This is a genomic window from Prevotella sp. C561, from assembly GCF_000224595.1.
GTDB lineage: Bacteria > Bacteroidota > Bacteroidia > Bacteroidales > Bacteroidaceae > Prevotella > Prevotella jejuni.
Genome location: NZ_JH114140.1, coordinates 115,491 through 130,911, shown reverse-complemented (window position 1 = coordinate 130,911; position 15,421 = coordinate 115,491). Strand labels below are relative to the sequence as shown.

Sequence of the window (15,421 nt, the reverse complement as noted above, 5' to 3'; positions counted from 1 at the left end):
TATTGATAGACGAGGGAATGAATAAGAAGTAGGCGAGTCGCTTATATTAAGAGGGTAGTTCTATAAAATAATTAGCTGTATATTAGCCATTTACTTATCATCGTTAAAGCTAAAGAAGACCTCCTCCTTTATACCTCTAAAACTTGTTTTCTCTTTCAGAACACAATCAACATCGAATTATTTTCATGAAAAGAAATATTTATTTACGTGACTGAAAATATTTCTTTTCATGAAGATAAATAATTCTCATCATGATGAAAAATAACGATGAACTTAGTAGATGCATTGAGAAATAAGCACTACATACCCTATAAACCTACATTTCATGATGCTACAAATAGGTTTTCTCATTTTTTTTTCGTACATTTGCAAGCATGGTATAAGGATGTTTTTCATTCGTTTATAGACATGTAATAGAATCTTAAATGGATAATAAGAGTGCGACTTTAGAGTTAGGGACGAAGCCTGTAGGTAAACTATTGGTACAATATGCATTCCCTGCTATTATTGCGATGATAGCTGCCTCGCTCTATAATATTATAGACAGAATATTTATCGGACAGATCGTTGGTCCAATGGCGATATCAGGTTTGGCCATAACTTTCCCTTTTATCAACCTCGGAGCAGCCTTTGGAGCAGCCGTAGGAATAGGTGCATCGACGTCTATCAGTGTTAAGTTAGGGCAAAGAGACTACAAAACAGCAGAGAACATCCTTGGTAACACGATAACACTGAACTTGATCATAGGAAGTTCCTTCGGCATAATATGCCTCATCTTCCTCGACCCCATCCTGCGCTTCTTTGGTGCAAGCGATACCACCATCCCATACGCTCGTAGCTTCATGGAGGTTATCTTAGCTGGTAATGTAATCTCTCACATGTACTTTGGAATGAATGCTGTACTCCGAGCTGCGTCAAAACCACGACAAGCCATGACGGCTACCATATTCACTGTATTGATGAATATAGTGTTAGACTTTATCTTTATCAGACTTTGGGGATGGGGAATTCGTGGCGCTGCATTCGCTACTGTCTTATCGCAAGCATTAGCTTTATGCTGGCAGATGAAGCAGTTTACGAATAAAGATGAGATACTACATCTTAAACGAGGAATATATCGTCTTAAAAGACACTTGGTTGAGAACATCATTTCGATTGGTATTTCTCCTTTCTTGATGAATGTTTGTGCCTGCATTGTGGTTATCTTCATGAATAATCAACTTGTCAGATACGGTGGCGACATGGCTGTTGGAGCATTCGGCATCGCCTATAGTATAGCGATGATCTTCGTCATGTTCATCATCGGTTTAGACCAAGGTATGCAGCCAATAGCGGGCTATAACTATGGTTCTCAGCAGAATGACAGATTGATGCGAGTACTGAAACTGACCATCTTTGCCGCAACGGGGATTATGGTCACAGCTTGGTTAATAGCCCATTTAGCTCCACAATACTGCGCACGCATGTTTACCACGGACCCAGAACTAATTCAACAAGCTATCAAAGCAATTAAGATAAACATGATGATGTATCCTATTGTAGGATTTCAAATGGTTGTAACAAATTTCTTCCAGTGTATTGGTAAGGTGAAGATAAGTATCTTCTTGTCACTCTCTCGCCAACTACTATTTCTTATCCCACTCCTTATCATCCTACCGAACTTCTTCGACTTAGATGGTGTGTGGGCTTCGCTGCCTTCAAGTGATTTCTTAGCATCATTAGTTGCGGCCATCATCCTTGTTACTTATATGCGGCGAATGAAGAAACAACTGGTGAACAATCAAAACTCAGAATCATAATAAAGAATCTAAAGATGGAAAAGGAACTAATCATAAACGTTGGTCGTCAGATAGGTAGTGGTGGCCATATCATTGCAAAGATGCTTGCAGATGAGTTCGGATGTCAATACTATGACCGTGAGATACTCAATATTGCAGCTAAGGAGAGTGGCTTCTCTGAGAAGTTCTTTGAGCAAAATGATGAGCAGAAGGGATTTATGAAAGGACACTTCCACATACATCTCCCGCTCTTAGGCGACAATGACTTTTATAAGAGTAATTTCTCACAAGAAAGTCTATATCAGTTCCAAAGCGATGCTATTCGGGAGATGACAAAGCAGAACCCACGCTGTGTATTTGTCGGGAGAACTGCCGACTATGTCTTACGTGACAATCCTAACACGGTCAATATCTTTATAACAGCTTCATTAGACACCCGTATTACTAATATATGTGAGCGACGCGGATGTACGAAAGAAGAGGCTCGCAAGTTTATTGAGAAAGGTGAGAACGAACGTGCTAAGTATTATAACTATTACACAACAAAGGTTTGGGGACATGCAGAAAGCTATGACCTCTGTATTGATGCCAGCATACTTGGCTTAGAAAAGACCAAGGACTTGATAGCTGATTTCATCAGAAAGAAGAACAGTTAATGAAACGTATTGGTATAATCTCTGATACCCACGGCTACTGGGATGATAAGTATGAATACTATCTTGGCAATTGTGACGAGATATGGCACGCTGGTGACATTGGCTCATTAGAGGTTGCTGATAAGTTCGAAGCCATGAAGCCTATCTTCCGAGCCGTATGTGGGAATATAGATGACAATACTCTGCGTGCTCGTTATCGGGAGATTCTACGCTTCAAGTGCGAGGATATTGATGTACTCCTTAAACATATCGGAGGTTACCCAGGTCGTTATGACCGCTCAGTACAGGGTATGCTATTTGCTTCGCCGCCCAACTTGTTCGTTGACGGACATTCGCATATCCTCAAAATACAGTTTGATAAGACGTTAAACCTACTTCATATTAATCCAGGTGCAGCTGGTCTACGTGGATGGCACAAGGAAAGAACATTGGTGAGGTTAACCATTGAAGGCAATAAATTTACTGATTGCGAGGTTATAACATTAGGTGATAAACAATCTGAACATATATAATATTCCTCTGAAATGTAATGGTCTTAGACGTTACATACAATAAAGACTATTAAAACTTACCCATAAGAATAACAAACAAATTAATAATAAAGATATGAAAACTTATTTAGTAACTGGTGCTGCCGGCTTTATCGGAGCAAACTACATTAAGTATCTACTTCATAAGAAGTATGTGAATGAAGAAATTAAGGTTATCGTCCTCGATGCTCTTACATACGCAGGTAACCTTGGTACTATCAAAGATGATATCGACGATGAGCGTTGTGTCTTTGTAAAAGGAGACATTCGTGACCGCGAACTTGCCGATAAACTCTTTACTGAATATGATATCGACTATCTCGTAAACTTTGCTGCAGAAAGTCATGTCGACCGTTCTATTGAAGACCCACAGTTGTTCCTTTCAGTTAACATCCTCGGTACACAGAACCTTTTGGACGCTGCTCGTCGTGCATGGGTGACAGGTAAAGACGAACAGGGCTACCCTACTTGGAAAGAAGGTAAGCGCTATCACCAGGTTTCAACAGATGAAGTATATGGTTCATTGGGTGCTGAAGGCTACTTTACAGAGCAGACCCCACTCTGTCCACACAGCCCTTATTCTGCCAGCAAGACCAGTGCTGACCATTTTGTAATGGCTTATCATGATACTTATCACATGCCTGTCAGCATTACACGATGCTCTAACAACTATGGTCCTTACCACTTCCCAGAGAAGTTGATACCATTAATTATCAACAATATCCTCGAAGGTAAGAAACTACCAGTATATGGTGAAGGATTGAATGTACGTGACTGGTTGTATGTAGAAGACCATTGCAAGGCTATTGATATGGTTGTACGTGAAGGACGCGAAGGCGAAGTCTACAATGTTGGTGGTCATAACGAAATGAAGAACATCGACATCGTTAAGCTTACTATCAAGACTATTCATGATATGATGGCAGAGGACAAGAACCTCCGTACTATACTTAAGAAGCAGGTGAAAGACGCAAATGGCGATATCGACATCAGCTGGATTAATGAAGAACTAATCACACATGTCCCTGACCGTTTAGGCCATGATGCACGCTATGCCATTGACCCAACAAAGATTAAGAACGAGTTAGGTTGGTATCCAGAAACGATGTTTGCGGATGGTATCGTTAAGACTATCCGTTGGAACTTAGAGCATCAAGACTGGATACAAGAGGTTACTTCTGGTGATTACCAAAAGTACTATGACATGATGTACACCAAGAAAGGTAGATAACATAAGTAACTAAAATATAATTCTACACCCTCGTCTATTCATCAGACAACAACGGCGAGGGTATTAATCCTTCTCACATTCAAAACGTAGACAATATCTCTTCACATGAAAAAAATCTTGTTATTAGGCTCAGGCGAACTGGGCAAGGAGTTCGTTATTGCGGCTAAACGTGCTGGACAGTACGTCATTGCTTGTGATAACTATGAGAACGCACCAGCCATGCAGGTAGCTGATGAGTCTGAAGTAATAGATATGCTTGATGGTACAGCACTTGATGCTATTGTAGATAAGCACAAGCCTGACCTCATCATTCCAGAGATAGAAGCGATCAGAACAGAACGCTTGTTCGATTATGAAGAGCGTGGAATACAGGTTGCTCCATCAGCACGTGCCGTGAACTTCACGATGAACCGCCGTGCTATACGCGACCTCGCAGCACGTGACTTAGGGTTAAGAACAGCTAAATACTTCTATGCCAAGACTTATGAAGAGTTTAAGACAGCAGCCGACGAGATTGGTTTTCCATGTGTTGTAAAACCTCTGATGAGTTCAAGTGGGCATGGGCAAAGCTATGTTCACAATGATGAAGAACTCGAAGAAGCGTTTAAGAATGCGATGGATGGCGCACGTGGCGATGTGAAGGAGGTGATTATTGAAGAGTTCATAGACTTTGAGAGCGAGTTTACCCTGCTCACGGTGACACAGAAGGACGGTCCTACCCTCTTCTGCCCACCTATCGGACACATACAGAAAGGTGGAGACTACCGTGAAAGCTGGCAACCATACGCTATCTCAGAAGAGGCTTTACGGCAGGCAGAGCATATTGCCAACGAGGTAACACGTGCTCTTACAGGATATGGTATATGGGGAGTTGAGTTCTTCCTAACAAAGAAGGGGGAAGTAATCTTCTCTGAGCTATCACCTCGACCACATGATACTGGTATGGTCACATTGGCTCACACAACCAATTTCAACGAGTTTGAGCTTCATTTCCGTGCCGTTATGGGACTCCCAATCCCTGCTATCCACCTTGAACATGCAGGTTGTTCTGCTGTTATTCTATCTCCTACAGAGAGCGACAAACCTCTGTCTTACAATCTAATAGAAGCTTGCAAAGAAGACAGGACACGCCTACGTATCTTCAATAAACCTATCGCTCACGTCGGACGACGTATGGGTGTAGCACTCTGCTATGGAGAGGTTGGCACCGATATGGATGTACTTCGTGATAAGACTAAGCGTGTTGCTGCAACCGTATTAGGTACAGATCCCTATATGAAGAAGTAAAAGACGATAAGTCAAAAGACTGTAAGAATGAACGAAACAGAATCTTCAATAGGAAAGATTATCTCTTTGCAAAAGATAGTTGACCCACGTGGCAACCTCTCTCTTGCTGAGGCAATGAAAGACATCCCCTTTAACATCTCTCGAGTATATTGGACATACGATGTACCATCAGGCGCTTGCCGTGGTGGTCATGCCCATAAACACTGCCGAGAGTTCATCATAGCTGTTAGCGGATCCTTTACTGTTACGCTCGATGATGGACGTGATAAGCAATCTTTCCTACTGAATCATCCCTATCAAGGGCTCCTTGTCAACACAGATATATGGCGTTCGCTCGACGATTTCTCTTCGGGGGCTGTATGTCTCGTCTTGGCCGAAGACCCTTTCGATGAGGGTGATTATATTCGTGAATATAAGGAGTTTCTTAATTATATAAGTATTAAGGAGAAATAAGAGAAGCCCCACCAAATTGGCCTAAGAACACCTTTCTGACGTTTAATGCTAATATATAATGATTGAGGTAAAGCAATATACGCAAAAACAAGCGCAAGAGTGGAACGACTTTATAGAGCAATCTCGACAAGAAACATTCCTCTTCAACCGTTCTTATATGGATTATCATGCTGATAGATTTCAGGATGCTTCGTTGATGATTTACCGTAAAGAACAACTCTATGCACTCTTACCTGCTAACCGTTTAGGCGATACACTTTACTCTCATCAAGGCTTAACTTATGGTGGACTTATAACAAAGAAACAGGCTACTACAGCAGAGATTTGCGAGGTATTTATTAGGATTAATGAATATCTTTACCATTCTGGAGTACAAAGAGTTATCTATAAACCTACGCCATGGATATACCATTGTTATCCTGCCGAGGAAGATCTCTATGCGCTTACATATATTTGTCATGCGCAACTAACGTCTCGTGACATCTCAAGTACTATTCCACTCGATTCACTTATGACGTTTGGAAAGGACCGTAGGAGAGGAGTTAGGAAAGCAACACGTGCTGGCGTGACAGTTCGGGAGAGTAAAGACCTTGCTACTTTTTGGGATATTCTCGATAAGAACCTTACCAATAAGTATGCTACTCATCCTGTACACTCCCTTGAAGAATTAACTTTACTCCACAGTCGGTTCCCTAACTCGATTAGACTATTCATGGCTTTCAATGACAAAGGGATTGCTATTGGGGGCACTATCATCTATGAGATGCCACAAGTAGTTCATACTCAGTATATCTCAGCATCCCCAGAAGGGAAAAGACTTGGGGCCATCGACCTCCTTTTTGACTATATTCTTAATGACGTCTATGCCAATCGTAAAGGCTTCTTTGACTTTGGTAAGAGCACAGAAGAGGAAGGGAAGATTCTTAATACTACGCTTATTTTCCAAAAAGAAGGCTTTGGAGGACGAGGAGTATGCTATGATTGTTATACGTGGGAAACACGTTCTGTCATAGAATAATTCGAGTAATCCCACAACATCAAACCTTCCTTTATAAAAGCATAAACATGATTGATTACCTCTCACTTCAAAAGATAACAGCCTTGCATGAGGCAGAGATGACTGCTGCTGTTAATCAGGTACTACGCTCAGGATGGTATCTGCAGGGGGAGTGTACGACATTGTTTGAAAAGAACTACGCACAATATATTGGTACGAAGTACTGCGTAACCTGTGGTAACGGACTTGATGCACTGTGCCTTATCCTCCGTGCTTATAGGGAATTAGGGCTACTTAAAGAAGGAGATGAGGTCATCGTACCAGCTAACACCTACATAGCAACTATCCTTTCTATCACCGAGAACCGCCTTACCCCTATCCTTGTTGAACCCGATATCAACTCGTTAGAGATTGACAGTCAGCTGATTGAACAAGCTATCACACCTCGTACACGTGCCATCATGCTTGTTCACCTCTATGGAAGATGTGCTTTCACTCCTTTCATAAGCGACCTCTGTAAGCGTCATAACCTCCTACTACTTGAAGACAACGCACAAGCTCATGGCTGCCACTACAGAGACAAACGGACAGGAAGCCTTGGTCACGCAGCCGCTCACAGCTTTTATCCAGGTAAGAACCTCGGCGCCTTGGGGGACGCAGGGGCTGTGACAACCAATGACGAACAACTGGCACAGACAATCAGAAGCCTTGCCAACTATGGTTCAGCACGTAAATATGAGTTCACTTTCAAGGGCCAGAACAGTCGTATAGACGAAGTTCAAGCTGCTGTGTTGAACGTGAAACTACCCTATCTCGATGGTGAGAACCAACGGAGAAAACAGATTGCTAAGACGTACTACGACAATATTAACAACCCACAAATAACCCTCACAGAGGATAAGGACAGGGATAATGTGTATCACATCTTCCCCATCTTCTGCCCTACTCGCAACCGCTTGCAGCAATATCTAAGGCAGAATGGCATTGGAACGATGATACACTACCCTATTCCACCCCATCAGCAACAGGCTTATAAGGAATGGAACGACCGACATTATCCTATCACAGAGCTCATTCATCAGCAAGAGCTCTCCCTTCCTTGTAACCCCACAATGACTGATGAAGAGGTCTATCAGGTTGTTGAACATATCAACAAGTATCAATAAAACTAAATCATAACGTATGAGAAAGATTACCTATATTACATCAACATTCGTTGCACTTATGGCATTACAAGTGCAAACTGTCAATGCTGACAATATTAATAAGGTACAAGTAAACCATCTCACCTGCCCAGCAGATGCAGTAACACTCGTCTCAAAGCGCCCTAAAGAGGCTGAAAGACTTTTCCGTTCAGAGGCTGTAGAGAAAGAGATTCAAAGCATCGTAAGGAAGTTGACGAATAAACGACTTGCTTGGATGTTTGAGAATTGCTTCCCAAATACACTCGATACCACCGTTCACTATGGTGAAGAAGCTGATGGAACACCTGACACATTCGTCTATACTGGCGACATCCCTGCCATGTGGCTACGCGACTCTGGTGCACAGGTATGGCCTTACGTACAGTTGGCTGGTAAAGACAAGAAGTTAAGGAAGATGTTAGCTGGTGTAATCAATCGCCAGTTGAAGTGTATCAATATTGACCCATACGCCAATGCTTTCAATCATAAGCCAGACCCAAATGGTCGTTGGATGACCGATGAGACAGATATGAAACCAGAGATACACGAACGTAAGTTTGAGATTGACTCTCTCTGCTATCCTATCCGTCTTGCCTTCGAATATTGGAAGGTTACAGGCGACACAAGTGTCTTTGGACCTGAATGGATTAAAGCAGTAGAGAACATACTCAAGACTTTTCATGAACAACAGAAGAAAGATGGGAGAGGAACTTACAAATTCCTGCGTGTTACAGACCGTGCACTTGACACAATGAACAATGCGGGCTGGGGTGCACCTGTTAAACCTGTTGGATTGATAGCATCTGCCTTCCGCCCTTCAGACGATACTACAACGCTACAATTCCTTGTCCCATCAAACTTCATGGCTGTGTCTTCTCTACGCAAGGCAGCTGAGATTTTGACTAAAGTAAACAAGGACACAGCACTTGCCGCACAGTGTACTGACCTTGCCAATGAGGTTAGCAATGCCTTACAAAAGTATGCTGTCTACAATCACCCTAAGTATGGTAAGATATATGCATACGAGGTAGATGGTTTTGGAGGCTACTTCTTAATGGACGATGCCAACGTACCGAGCCTGTTAGCAATGCCTTATCTTGGTGATGTAAGCGTTGATGATCCGATCTATCAGAACACCCGTCGATACGTATGGAGCGAGGATAACCCCTACTTCCATCGTGGTAAAGCGGGTGAGGGCATTGGTGGTCCGCACATTGGTAACGACATGATATGGCCAATGTCCATCATGATGAGGGCCTTTACCTCAAAGGATGATAAGGAGATTCGACAGTGTATCGAGATGTTGATGAATACTGACGCCGGAACAGGTTTCATACATGAAAGCTTCTATAAGGACGATGCCAATAAGTTTACTCGTGAGTGGTTTGCTTGGCAGAATACTTTGTTTGGAGAGCTAATCATAAAGTTAGTTAATGAAGGCAAGCTCGGATTGCTTAACAGCATACAATAGTCAAGTGGAAAGACGAATGTGGAGATATTTTAGAAAATAGGGAATAAAAACTGTATATTCACCTTATTTAACATTATATATTTGGGTATATAACAAGATTTAGATATCTTTGCAACGTGTTTTTCATGGTATTAGATTATTAAGGTTAGAAGATTAGTTGTCGTGAGACAAGTAATCTTTCAGTCCCAGACTAACAAGTCTGGGACTTTTTTTATTTATTAATACACTTAGTGTTTATTATCTAAAAGAATCTAAATAACAGTTTTCTAAAAAACTTGAAGAGAATAAGAACCTCAGCCTTTCACCAATTACTCTTCTTGACACCTCCATTAAAGCTTATCACCAAAAAGGTTTTTATAAATCTAAACAACAAACAATCATGCAACAGCAGGAGCCATTTTTCCCATAAAATAGTTGTTCGTTTATAGCCTACTTGATGGCTTCTCCCTCTACTTCTCCCCCGTAGTAAGTGAGAAATCTCACCTCCTCTTATTTTCTTAAACGCTTTCCCTCCACACCTCAAAGGTACAAGTGCAATAGTAAAATATCATTACATATTGTCACACTAAACACCTTCTACCCAAGAGTATATCATCGCTTAAAGAGGAGTTGGTAACCTACACGAAATCAGAACATTACATACTGCATTTAAGAAGACGCCTTTCTTGCTCCAAGAAGAGCGTCTTCAACACCCAAGAAGGGCATGTTCTTGATTGTAGAAGGGCCTCTTCTATTAGCTTAAAAGGCATGTGTTAGGAGAGAGAATAGCGAAAATTATTGACAAGGAAATAAAGAAGGGACCTCTCCCCCAGCCCCTCCCCGAAAGGGAGGGGAGCGCCTAACGGGACAAAGTTCGCTATAATTTTAACACCTTTCACTCAACAGTTAATAGCCAAAACAAGCCATTAACACCTAACATTCAACACCCAACACCCAGCAAAACAAGCCATCAACACCCAACATTCACCACCTAACACCCAGCAAAATAAGCCATTAACACCCAACATTCAACACCTAACACCCAGCAAAACAAACCATTAACACCTAACATTCACCACCCAACACCCAGCTAAACAAGCCATTAACACCTAACATTTAACACCTAACACCCAGCAAAACAGGCCATTAACACCTAACATTCAACACCCAACACCCAGCTAAACAAGCCATTAACACCCAACATTCAACACCCAACACCCAACAAAACAAGCCATTAACACCTAACATTCAACAACCAACACCAAGCACTCAACACCTAACACCCAGCTAAACAAGCCATTAACACCTAACATTCAACAACCAACACCAAGCTAAACATACTGTGGGTATTAATCTTCAACCTTACTTATCAGCTCCTTAATATTGATTGATTTCAGTTCATTTAGATAAGCTACACGCACACTCCCCACCTTATTATATATATCATGGTTCCATATCCTTTGAGGAGAGAAGCCTAAAAGACCCAACTTCGACGACTCAGGAGCCGACTCCAAACGAGCTATCATCTCACCAACAGTAATGTTTGTTGTATCGTAAGTGGGCGTGTAAGTGACCTCATCAGAAGTGGGAGAAACGTTTTCAGAAACAAGGTCTACCTGCATTAACTTGTAAAGTATCTCCACCGTGATACGTACCGGAATATCCGTTGCATCCTTTATCTGCAAAGCTGTATGCGGTTTCTCACCTTTTGCAAAGCGCTGACAGATATGGCTTAATACCGTTGCACACATCATCATAAAGTCATTATGACATATATCCTCCGTATCAATCTGACACTCATAGTACTCTAAATTCTGATTGATATAGCTAAGCTCGGCACAAAAAAGGCAGATATACCATGACACAAGTATCCATAACATAAACAACGGGAGTGCTGCAAACGAACCATAAATGGCATTGTAACTGGTAAGAAATATCTGTCCATGGATATAAACAGCTTGTAGACAGAGCATAGCTAAGCTCGCCATCATCGCAGGACCAATTGTTTTCGTTATCTTAACCTTCGCATTAGGCATGAAAACATAAAGTACAATGAACATAAGCGTAAGTATAGTCCACGGCACAAGATAGCGAAGTGAGAAGCTCGCAATGGTCCCAAGGAAACGAAGATGGTTTAAGTTTTCTACAAAACTATAGAAATAGATACTCAAGCCAGATAATATGATGATACTTATGGGTACAAGAAACATCATGGCAGTATAGTCTATAATCACCCTACTAAGGGGACGAGAGCCCTTAACTTGCCATACACTATCGAATGCACCTTCTACTGTTCGTATCAAAGAGAATACGCTATAAAGCATAATCACCAAACCTATTCCAATAAAGATGCCTGTTTTAGCATGGATAAGGTATGATTGCGTAAGCTTAAGTAGCCAAGTAGCGGCCTCTGGTTGGGCCGACAGCATCTCACGAAACTGTTTTTCAAGGAATTGTCCAAAGCCAAAACCATTCGCAATAGCGAAAATCATGGACGCTATAGGTACAATTGCCATAATCGTGGAGAACGATAGCTCTGTCGCAGATGCTGCGTGGTTGCGTTCAAAAAAGAATTTCACAGCAAGATAGAACTTCTGTAACTCTCTGATGGCAATGTCCTTTCGCTTCGAGCTATGCTCCCTCTTCAAGAAGAGACCTACTGTTAAGAAGTATTTTATACGGTTGATATCGACCTTCATAATTGTTCTTTTTATAATAAAGTATAGGAGTTATTGTGCAAACTTAATAAAAATAAGTTGAATACTCACCAAAAGATAGATCTAAGTAAACACACACATACATCTTTATAAATAATCTGGACTAAGCTATATTCAAGTATTCAATAATATTTTCGCACCTGCCTCACCTATAAAAACACCGTTTACAACCATTTTGTAACCTTTGTTGACGACAGCTTAAAGAGGCTTCCCATAGGACAAACAAAGCGACAATAAGGGCGTGGAACAAAGATAGAAAGTAGCACAAAGACGATGGCCAAAAGAATAATCACCCAAGAAGCTGACTTGAAAATGAAAGCAACAAAAAGCTCATAGTTCATCCATTCTGACCATACACCCGTGAGCATCAAAAGCATTAGAAGCCAAAAGAGAATCTTACGGAAACGTTCTAAGTATTGTACCGTTCGCTTACTCATCTTCCATTTAGTATGATTAGCCATTCCAGCTAAATCTTGTATGGATCCCAAAGGACAAATGTTCGTACAGTAATAATTCTTCTTACCAAATAGTGGATAGATGAATGCGGTAATCAACATGATGATAGGAATTAGTGAAACCCACATGTTGACACCGCCTGACATGAACCCAACAAGGACAGACCACGAAAGAAATGTACCACACCAAAGGCCTAAGACAACGAAATTCAGTAGGAGTTGGAACACACGATAACGCTTAGACTTGATAAACAAAGGAATAATAGCAGCCATGAGAACCACGATAAGCCCTACAAGAGTTTTCGTTCGTAAATCTAACTTATCGAGGAAAGACGTTTCTTTCACGTTATTTGCAGCATACTGTAGACCCGCCTTCATATTCCCAATAATGCCCTTTGAGCTGAATGTAGCACCCGTCACCCCGTCTACCTTCATAGCTAATGCTTGCTCAGTGGTCTTACCGTCCCAACGAGTCAATAAGGCACTCGCCTCATGAAAGAAGTCGGGAGTTTCTGAATTGGGTAAGGCTTCCACCTTTACTATCCTACCTTTCTTTATGTAAATCTCTAAAGGTACTGCACCGCCAAAGCCTTTCACATCCTTAGCTAAGTAAGTCGTATTAATAACTACCGTCCCATCATCCAACGTACGGAGCGTATCTACACGAGCTTTTGTGACCTTCTTTTCATTGTTAAACACACTATTTCCTAATAGTTTACCATCCCTTTGTACGGCAGCAACAGCAACAACTAATAAGCATGCAATAAGTAATAATATCTGTTGTAACTTCTTCATCTAACTAATCCCTTTACTATCTTGATGAGATACAAAAGTACTAATAAATATTGGAAACCATTAATTATACAACTCACAAAGTCAACCAATTCTTAACTTTAAGTTTATTAACATCATTTCTTGCGATTTTATTTTGTAACATCATCACTTTTCTTTATTTTTGCAACCGAACTTAATTCTTAAAGCCAACCTATTGTAAATATACATATAGGTTACAAAAAAAGAACAGAACTTAAAACCTAAACAATATGACAAACAAAAGAACTTGCCTTTATGACAAACACGTTGCATTAGGCGCACTAATTACTCCATTCGCTGGATTCGATATGCCCATTCAATACACAGGCATTATTGATGAGCATAATGCCGTTAGAGAACATTGTGGAGTGTTCGATGTCTCTCACATGGGAGAAGTTGTCGTAAGCGGTCCCGACGCTGATAAGTACATTAATCACATCTTTACAAACGATGTGAACGGACTTGCTGCAGGGAAAGTACTCTATGGTATGATATGCTATCCAGATGGTGGTGTAGTAGATGATACCTGTATTTGTAAACTTGCCGACCAGCTTTACTTGATGACTATCAATGCTTCAAACATCGACAAAGATGTAGCATGGATTGAACAAAACGCTGAAGGCTTCAATGTTACCATTGAGAACAAGAGTGAAGCATACGGTCAATTAGCCGTTCAAGGTCCTGAGGCTGAGAAGATGTTAGAGGAGGTGCTCGGTCTTGACTGTAAAGATCTGAAGTTCTATGAGGTTAAGTGCTTAAAGCAAGATGGCGTTGACGTTATCGTGTCTCGTACAGGCTACACAGGTGAAGATGGTTTTGAAATCTATGGAACACCTGAGTATATTGTTAAAGTGTGGGACAAGCTGATGGAAGCAGGCGTTAAACCATGCGGTCTGGGCTGCCGAGATACATTGCGTTTCGAGGTGGGTATGCCTCTTTATGGAAATGAACTTTCTGACAAGATAACCCCTGTCATGGCTGGCCTATCTATGTTTGTAAAATTTGATAAGGATGAGTTCATCGGCAAGGAAGCTCTCTTGAAACAGAAGAAAGAGGGAGTCCGTCAGCGTCTTCGTGGTATTGAATTAGACGAAAATGCTATTCCTCGCCACGGATACAAGGTTCTTAAGGACGGTGTAGAAGTCGGTGAAGTGACTACAGGCTATCGTCTTATCTCTACAGATAAGAGTTGTGCTGTTGCATTAGTCGATGAGTCCATTCAAATGGGCGATAGAGTTGACATCCAAATACGCAAGAAGACTTTCCCAGGAACGGTCGTTAAGAAGAAATTCTACGACAATCACTATAAGAAATAAGGTCTGATAAGAAACTATAATGGACGGATTATATTGAGGTTGAATAGTCTTTATAAAAAAGAATGACTATACATAATGTCAATATAATCCATCCCACGTATAAGAGATAACTAATAAACAATCATAAATAAACATATTATGTCAAAAGTAATTGAAGGACTCTATTATTCAGAGTCACACGAATTTGTTAAAGTAGTAGGTAACATTGGGTATATTGGAATTACCGATTATGCACAGCACGCATTAGGTAATGTAGTCTATGTGGATATGCCTGATGTTGATGACGACATTGAAATAGACGATGATTTCGGTGCTATTGAAAGCGTGAAAGCCGCTTCCGACCTCAAAGCCCCTGTTTCTGGTAAGGTCATTGAAGTAAATGAGAGCTTGGAGGATGAGCCAGGTTTGCTGAACAAAGACGCTTACGAAAACTGGATCATAAAGGTTGAACTGTCAGACACAGCTGAACTTAAGAACCTTATGGATGCAAAAGCATACGAGGAGTTCTGCGCTGAGTAAAGTCCTATAACACCACACGTGGGCGTTTATAGGTA

General features: G+C 41.2%; 13 protein-coding genes. 11 read left to right on the top strand and 2 right to left on the bottom strand.

The features are described from left to right. Window positions 1-425 precede the first annotated feature (425 nt). The 9 genes from HMPREF0666_RS02055 to HMPREF0666_RS02015 all read left to right on the top strand — a co-directional run bounded on the left by HMPREF0666_RS02055 (window position 426) and on the right by HMPREF0666_RS02015 (window position 9,587). Window positions 426-1,799, top strand: coding sequence for an MATE family efflux transporter (locus HMPREF0666_RS02055; RefSeq protein ID WP_009010637.1), 1,374 nt, complete (start codon window positions 426-428; stop codon window positions 1,797-1,799). 14 nt (window positions 1,800-1,813) lie between these two features. Then, on the top strand, window positions 1,814-2,434 hold the full coding sequence (locus HMPREF0666_RS02050; protein ID WP_009010636.1) for an AAA family ATPase: 621 nt from the start codon (window positions 1,814-1,816) through the stop codon (window positions 2,432-2,434). Then, window positions 2,434-2,946, top strand: coding sequence for a metallophosphoesterase (locus tag HMPREF0666_RS02045; RefSeq protein ID WP_009010635.1), 513 nt, complete (start codon window positions 2,434-2,436; stop codon window positions 2,944-2,946). The genes HMPREF0666_RS02050 and HMPREF0666_RS02045 overlap by 1 nt, the downstream gene beginning before the upstream one ends. Window positions 2,947-3,040: 94 nt before the next feature. After that, window positions 3,041-4,195: a dTDP-glucose 4,6-dehydratase gene (gene rfbB, locus HMPREF0666_RS02040; protein ID WP_009010634.1), complete on the top strand. Its 1,155-nt coding sequence runs from the start codon at window positions 3,041-3,043 to the stop codon at window positions 4,193-4,195. A 105-nt stretch (window positions 4,196-4,300) separates the two neighbouring features. Next, a complete protein-coding gene (purT, locus tag HMPREF0666_RS02035; RefSeq protein WP_009010633.1) occupies window positions 4,301-5,482 on the top strand; it encodes a formate-dependent phosphoribosylglycinamide formyltransferase in 1,182 nt (393 codons plus the stop codon). A gap of 27 nt (window positions 5,483-5,509) precedes the next feature. Then, window positions 5,510-5,935, top strand: a complete 426-nt coding sequence (locus HMPREF0666_RS02030) for an FdtA/QdtA family cupin domain-containing protein (RefSeq protein ID WP_009010632.1) — start codon at window positions 5,510-5,512, stop codon at window positions 5,933-5,935. A gap of 58 nt (window positions 5,936-5,993) precedes the next feature. Next, window positions 5,994-6,953, top strand: coding sequence for a GNAT family N-acetyltransferase (locus HMPREF0666_RS02025; protein ID WP_009010631.1), 960 nt, complete (start codon window positions 5,994-5,996; stop codon window positions 6,951-6,953). 47 nt (window positions 6,954-7,000) lie between these two features. After that, the gene (locus tag HMPREF0666_RS02020) at window positions 7,001-8,098 is read left to right on the top strand and encodes a DegT/DnrJ/EryC1/StrS aminotransferase family protein (protein WP_009010630.1); all 1,098 of its coding nucleotides are present in this window, start codon (window positions 7,001-7,003) and stop codon (window positions 8,096-8,098) included. A gap of 16 nt (window positions 8,099-8,114) precedes the next feature. Then, window positions 8,115-9,587 (top strand): glycoside hydrolase family 125 protein, encoded by a 1,473-nt coding sequence (locus HMPREF0666_RS02015; protein WP_009010629.1) that lies wholly within the window; start codon window positions 8,115-8,117, stop codon window positions 9,585-9,587. Between the two features lie 1,328 nt (window positions 9,588-10,915). On the opposite strand, the gene HMPREF0666_RS02010 is transcribed toward HMPREF0666_RS02015, so the two are convergent. Continuing rightward, on the bottom strand, window positions 10,916-12,265 hold the full coding sequence (locus HMPREF0666_RS02010) for a YihY/virulence factor BrkB family protein (RefSeq protein ID WP_009010628.1): 1,350 nt from the start codon (window positions 12,263-12,265) through the stop codon (window positions 10,916-10,918). Window positions 12,266-12,447: 182 nt separating this feature from the next. Next, on the bottom strand, window positions 12,448-13,533 hold the full coding sequence (locus HMPREF0666_RS02005; protein ID WP_009010627.1) for a 4Fe-4S binding protein: 1,086 nt from the start codon (window positions 13,531-13,533) through the stop codon (window positions 12,448-12,450). Window positions 13,534-13,781: 248 nt separating this feature from the next. Here HMPREF0666_RS02005 and gcvT point away from each other — a divergent pair, with 248 nt between their 5' ends. Together gcvT and gcvH are read left to right on the top strand one after the other, a co-directional pair. Next, window positions 13,782-14,867 carry a glycine cleavage system aminomethyltransferase GcvT gene (gcvT, locus tag HMPREF0666_RS02000; protein WP_009010626.1) on the top strand — a complete coding sequence of 362 codons (1,086 nt, stop codon included), beginning with the start codon at window positions 13,782-13,784 and terminating at the stop codon, window positions 14,865-14,867. A gap of 138 nt (window positions 14,868-15,005) precedes the next feature. Next, on the top strand, window positions 15,006-15,386 hold the full coding sequence (gcvH, locus tag HMPREF0666_RS01995; RefSeq protein WP_009010625.1) for a glycine cleavage system protein GcvH: 381 nt from the start codon (window positions 15,006-15,008) through the stop codon (window positions 15,384-15,386). Window positions 15,387-15,421: the final 35 nt, after the last annotated feature.

Coding starts and splice junctions, on each gene's coding strand:
- HMPREF0666_RS02055 (WP_009010637.1), top strand. CDS start 426: ATGGATAATAAGAGTGCGACTTTAGAGTTAGGGACGAAGCCTGTAGGT.
- HMPREF0666_RS02050 (WP_009010636.1), top strand. CDS start 1,814: ATGGAAAAGGAACTAATCATAAACGTTGGTCGTCAGATAGGTAGTGGT.
- HMPREF0666_RS02045 (WP_009010635.1), top strand. CDS start 2,434: ATGAAACGTATTGGTATAATCTCTGATACCCACGGCTACTGGGATGAT.
- rfbB (WP_009010634.1), top strand. CDS start 3,041: ATGAAAACTTATTTAGTAACTGGTGCTGCCGGCTTTATCGGAGCAAAC.
- purT (WP_009010633.1), top strand. CDS start 4,301: ATGAAAAAAATCTTGTTATTAGGCTCAGGCGAACTGGGCAAGGAGTTC.
- HMPREF0666_RS02030 (WP_009010632.1), top strand. CDS start 5,510: ATGAACGAAACAGAATCTTCAATAGGAAAGATTATCTCTTTGCAAAAG.
- HMPREF0666_RS02025 (WP_009010631.1), top strand. CDS start 5,994: ATGATTGAGGTAAAGCAATATACGCAAAAACAAGCGCAAGAGTGGAAC.
- HMPREF0666_RS02020 (WP_009010630.1), top strand. CDS start 7,001: ATGATTGATTACCTCTCACTTCAAAAGATAACAGCCTTGCATGAGGCA.
- HMPREF0666_RS02015 (WP_009010629.1), top strand. CDS start 8,115: ATGAGAAAGATTACCTATATTACATCAACATTCGTTGCACTTATGGCA.
- HMPREF0666_RS02010 (WP_009010628.1), bottom strand. CDS start 12,265: ATGAAGGTCGATATCAACCGTATAAAATACTTCTTAACAGTAGGTCTC.
- HMPREF0666_RS02005 (WP_009010627.1), bottom strand. CDS start 13,533: ATGAAGAAGTTACAACAGATATTATTACTTATTGCATGCTTATTAGTT.
- gcvT (WP_009010626.1), top strand. CDS start 13,782: ATGACAAACAAAAGAACTTGCCTTTATGACAAACACGTTGCATTAGGC.
- gcvH (WP_009010625.1), top strand. CDS start 15,006: ATGTCAAAAGTAATTGAAGGACTCTATTATTCAGAGTCACACGAATTT.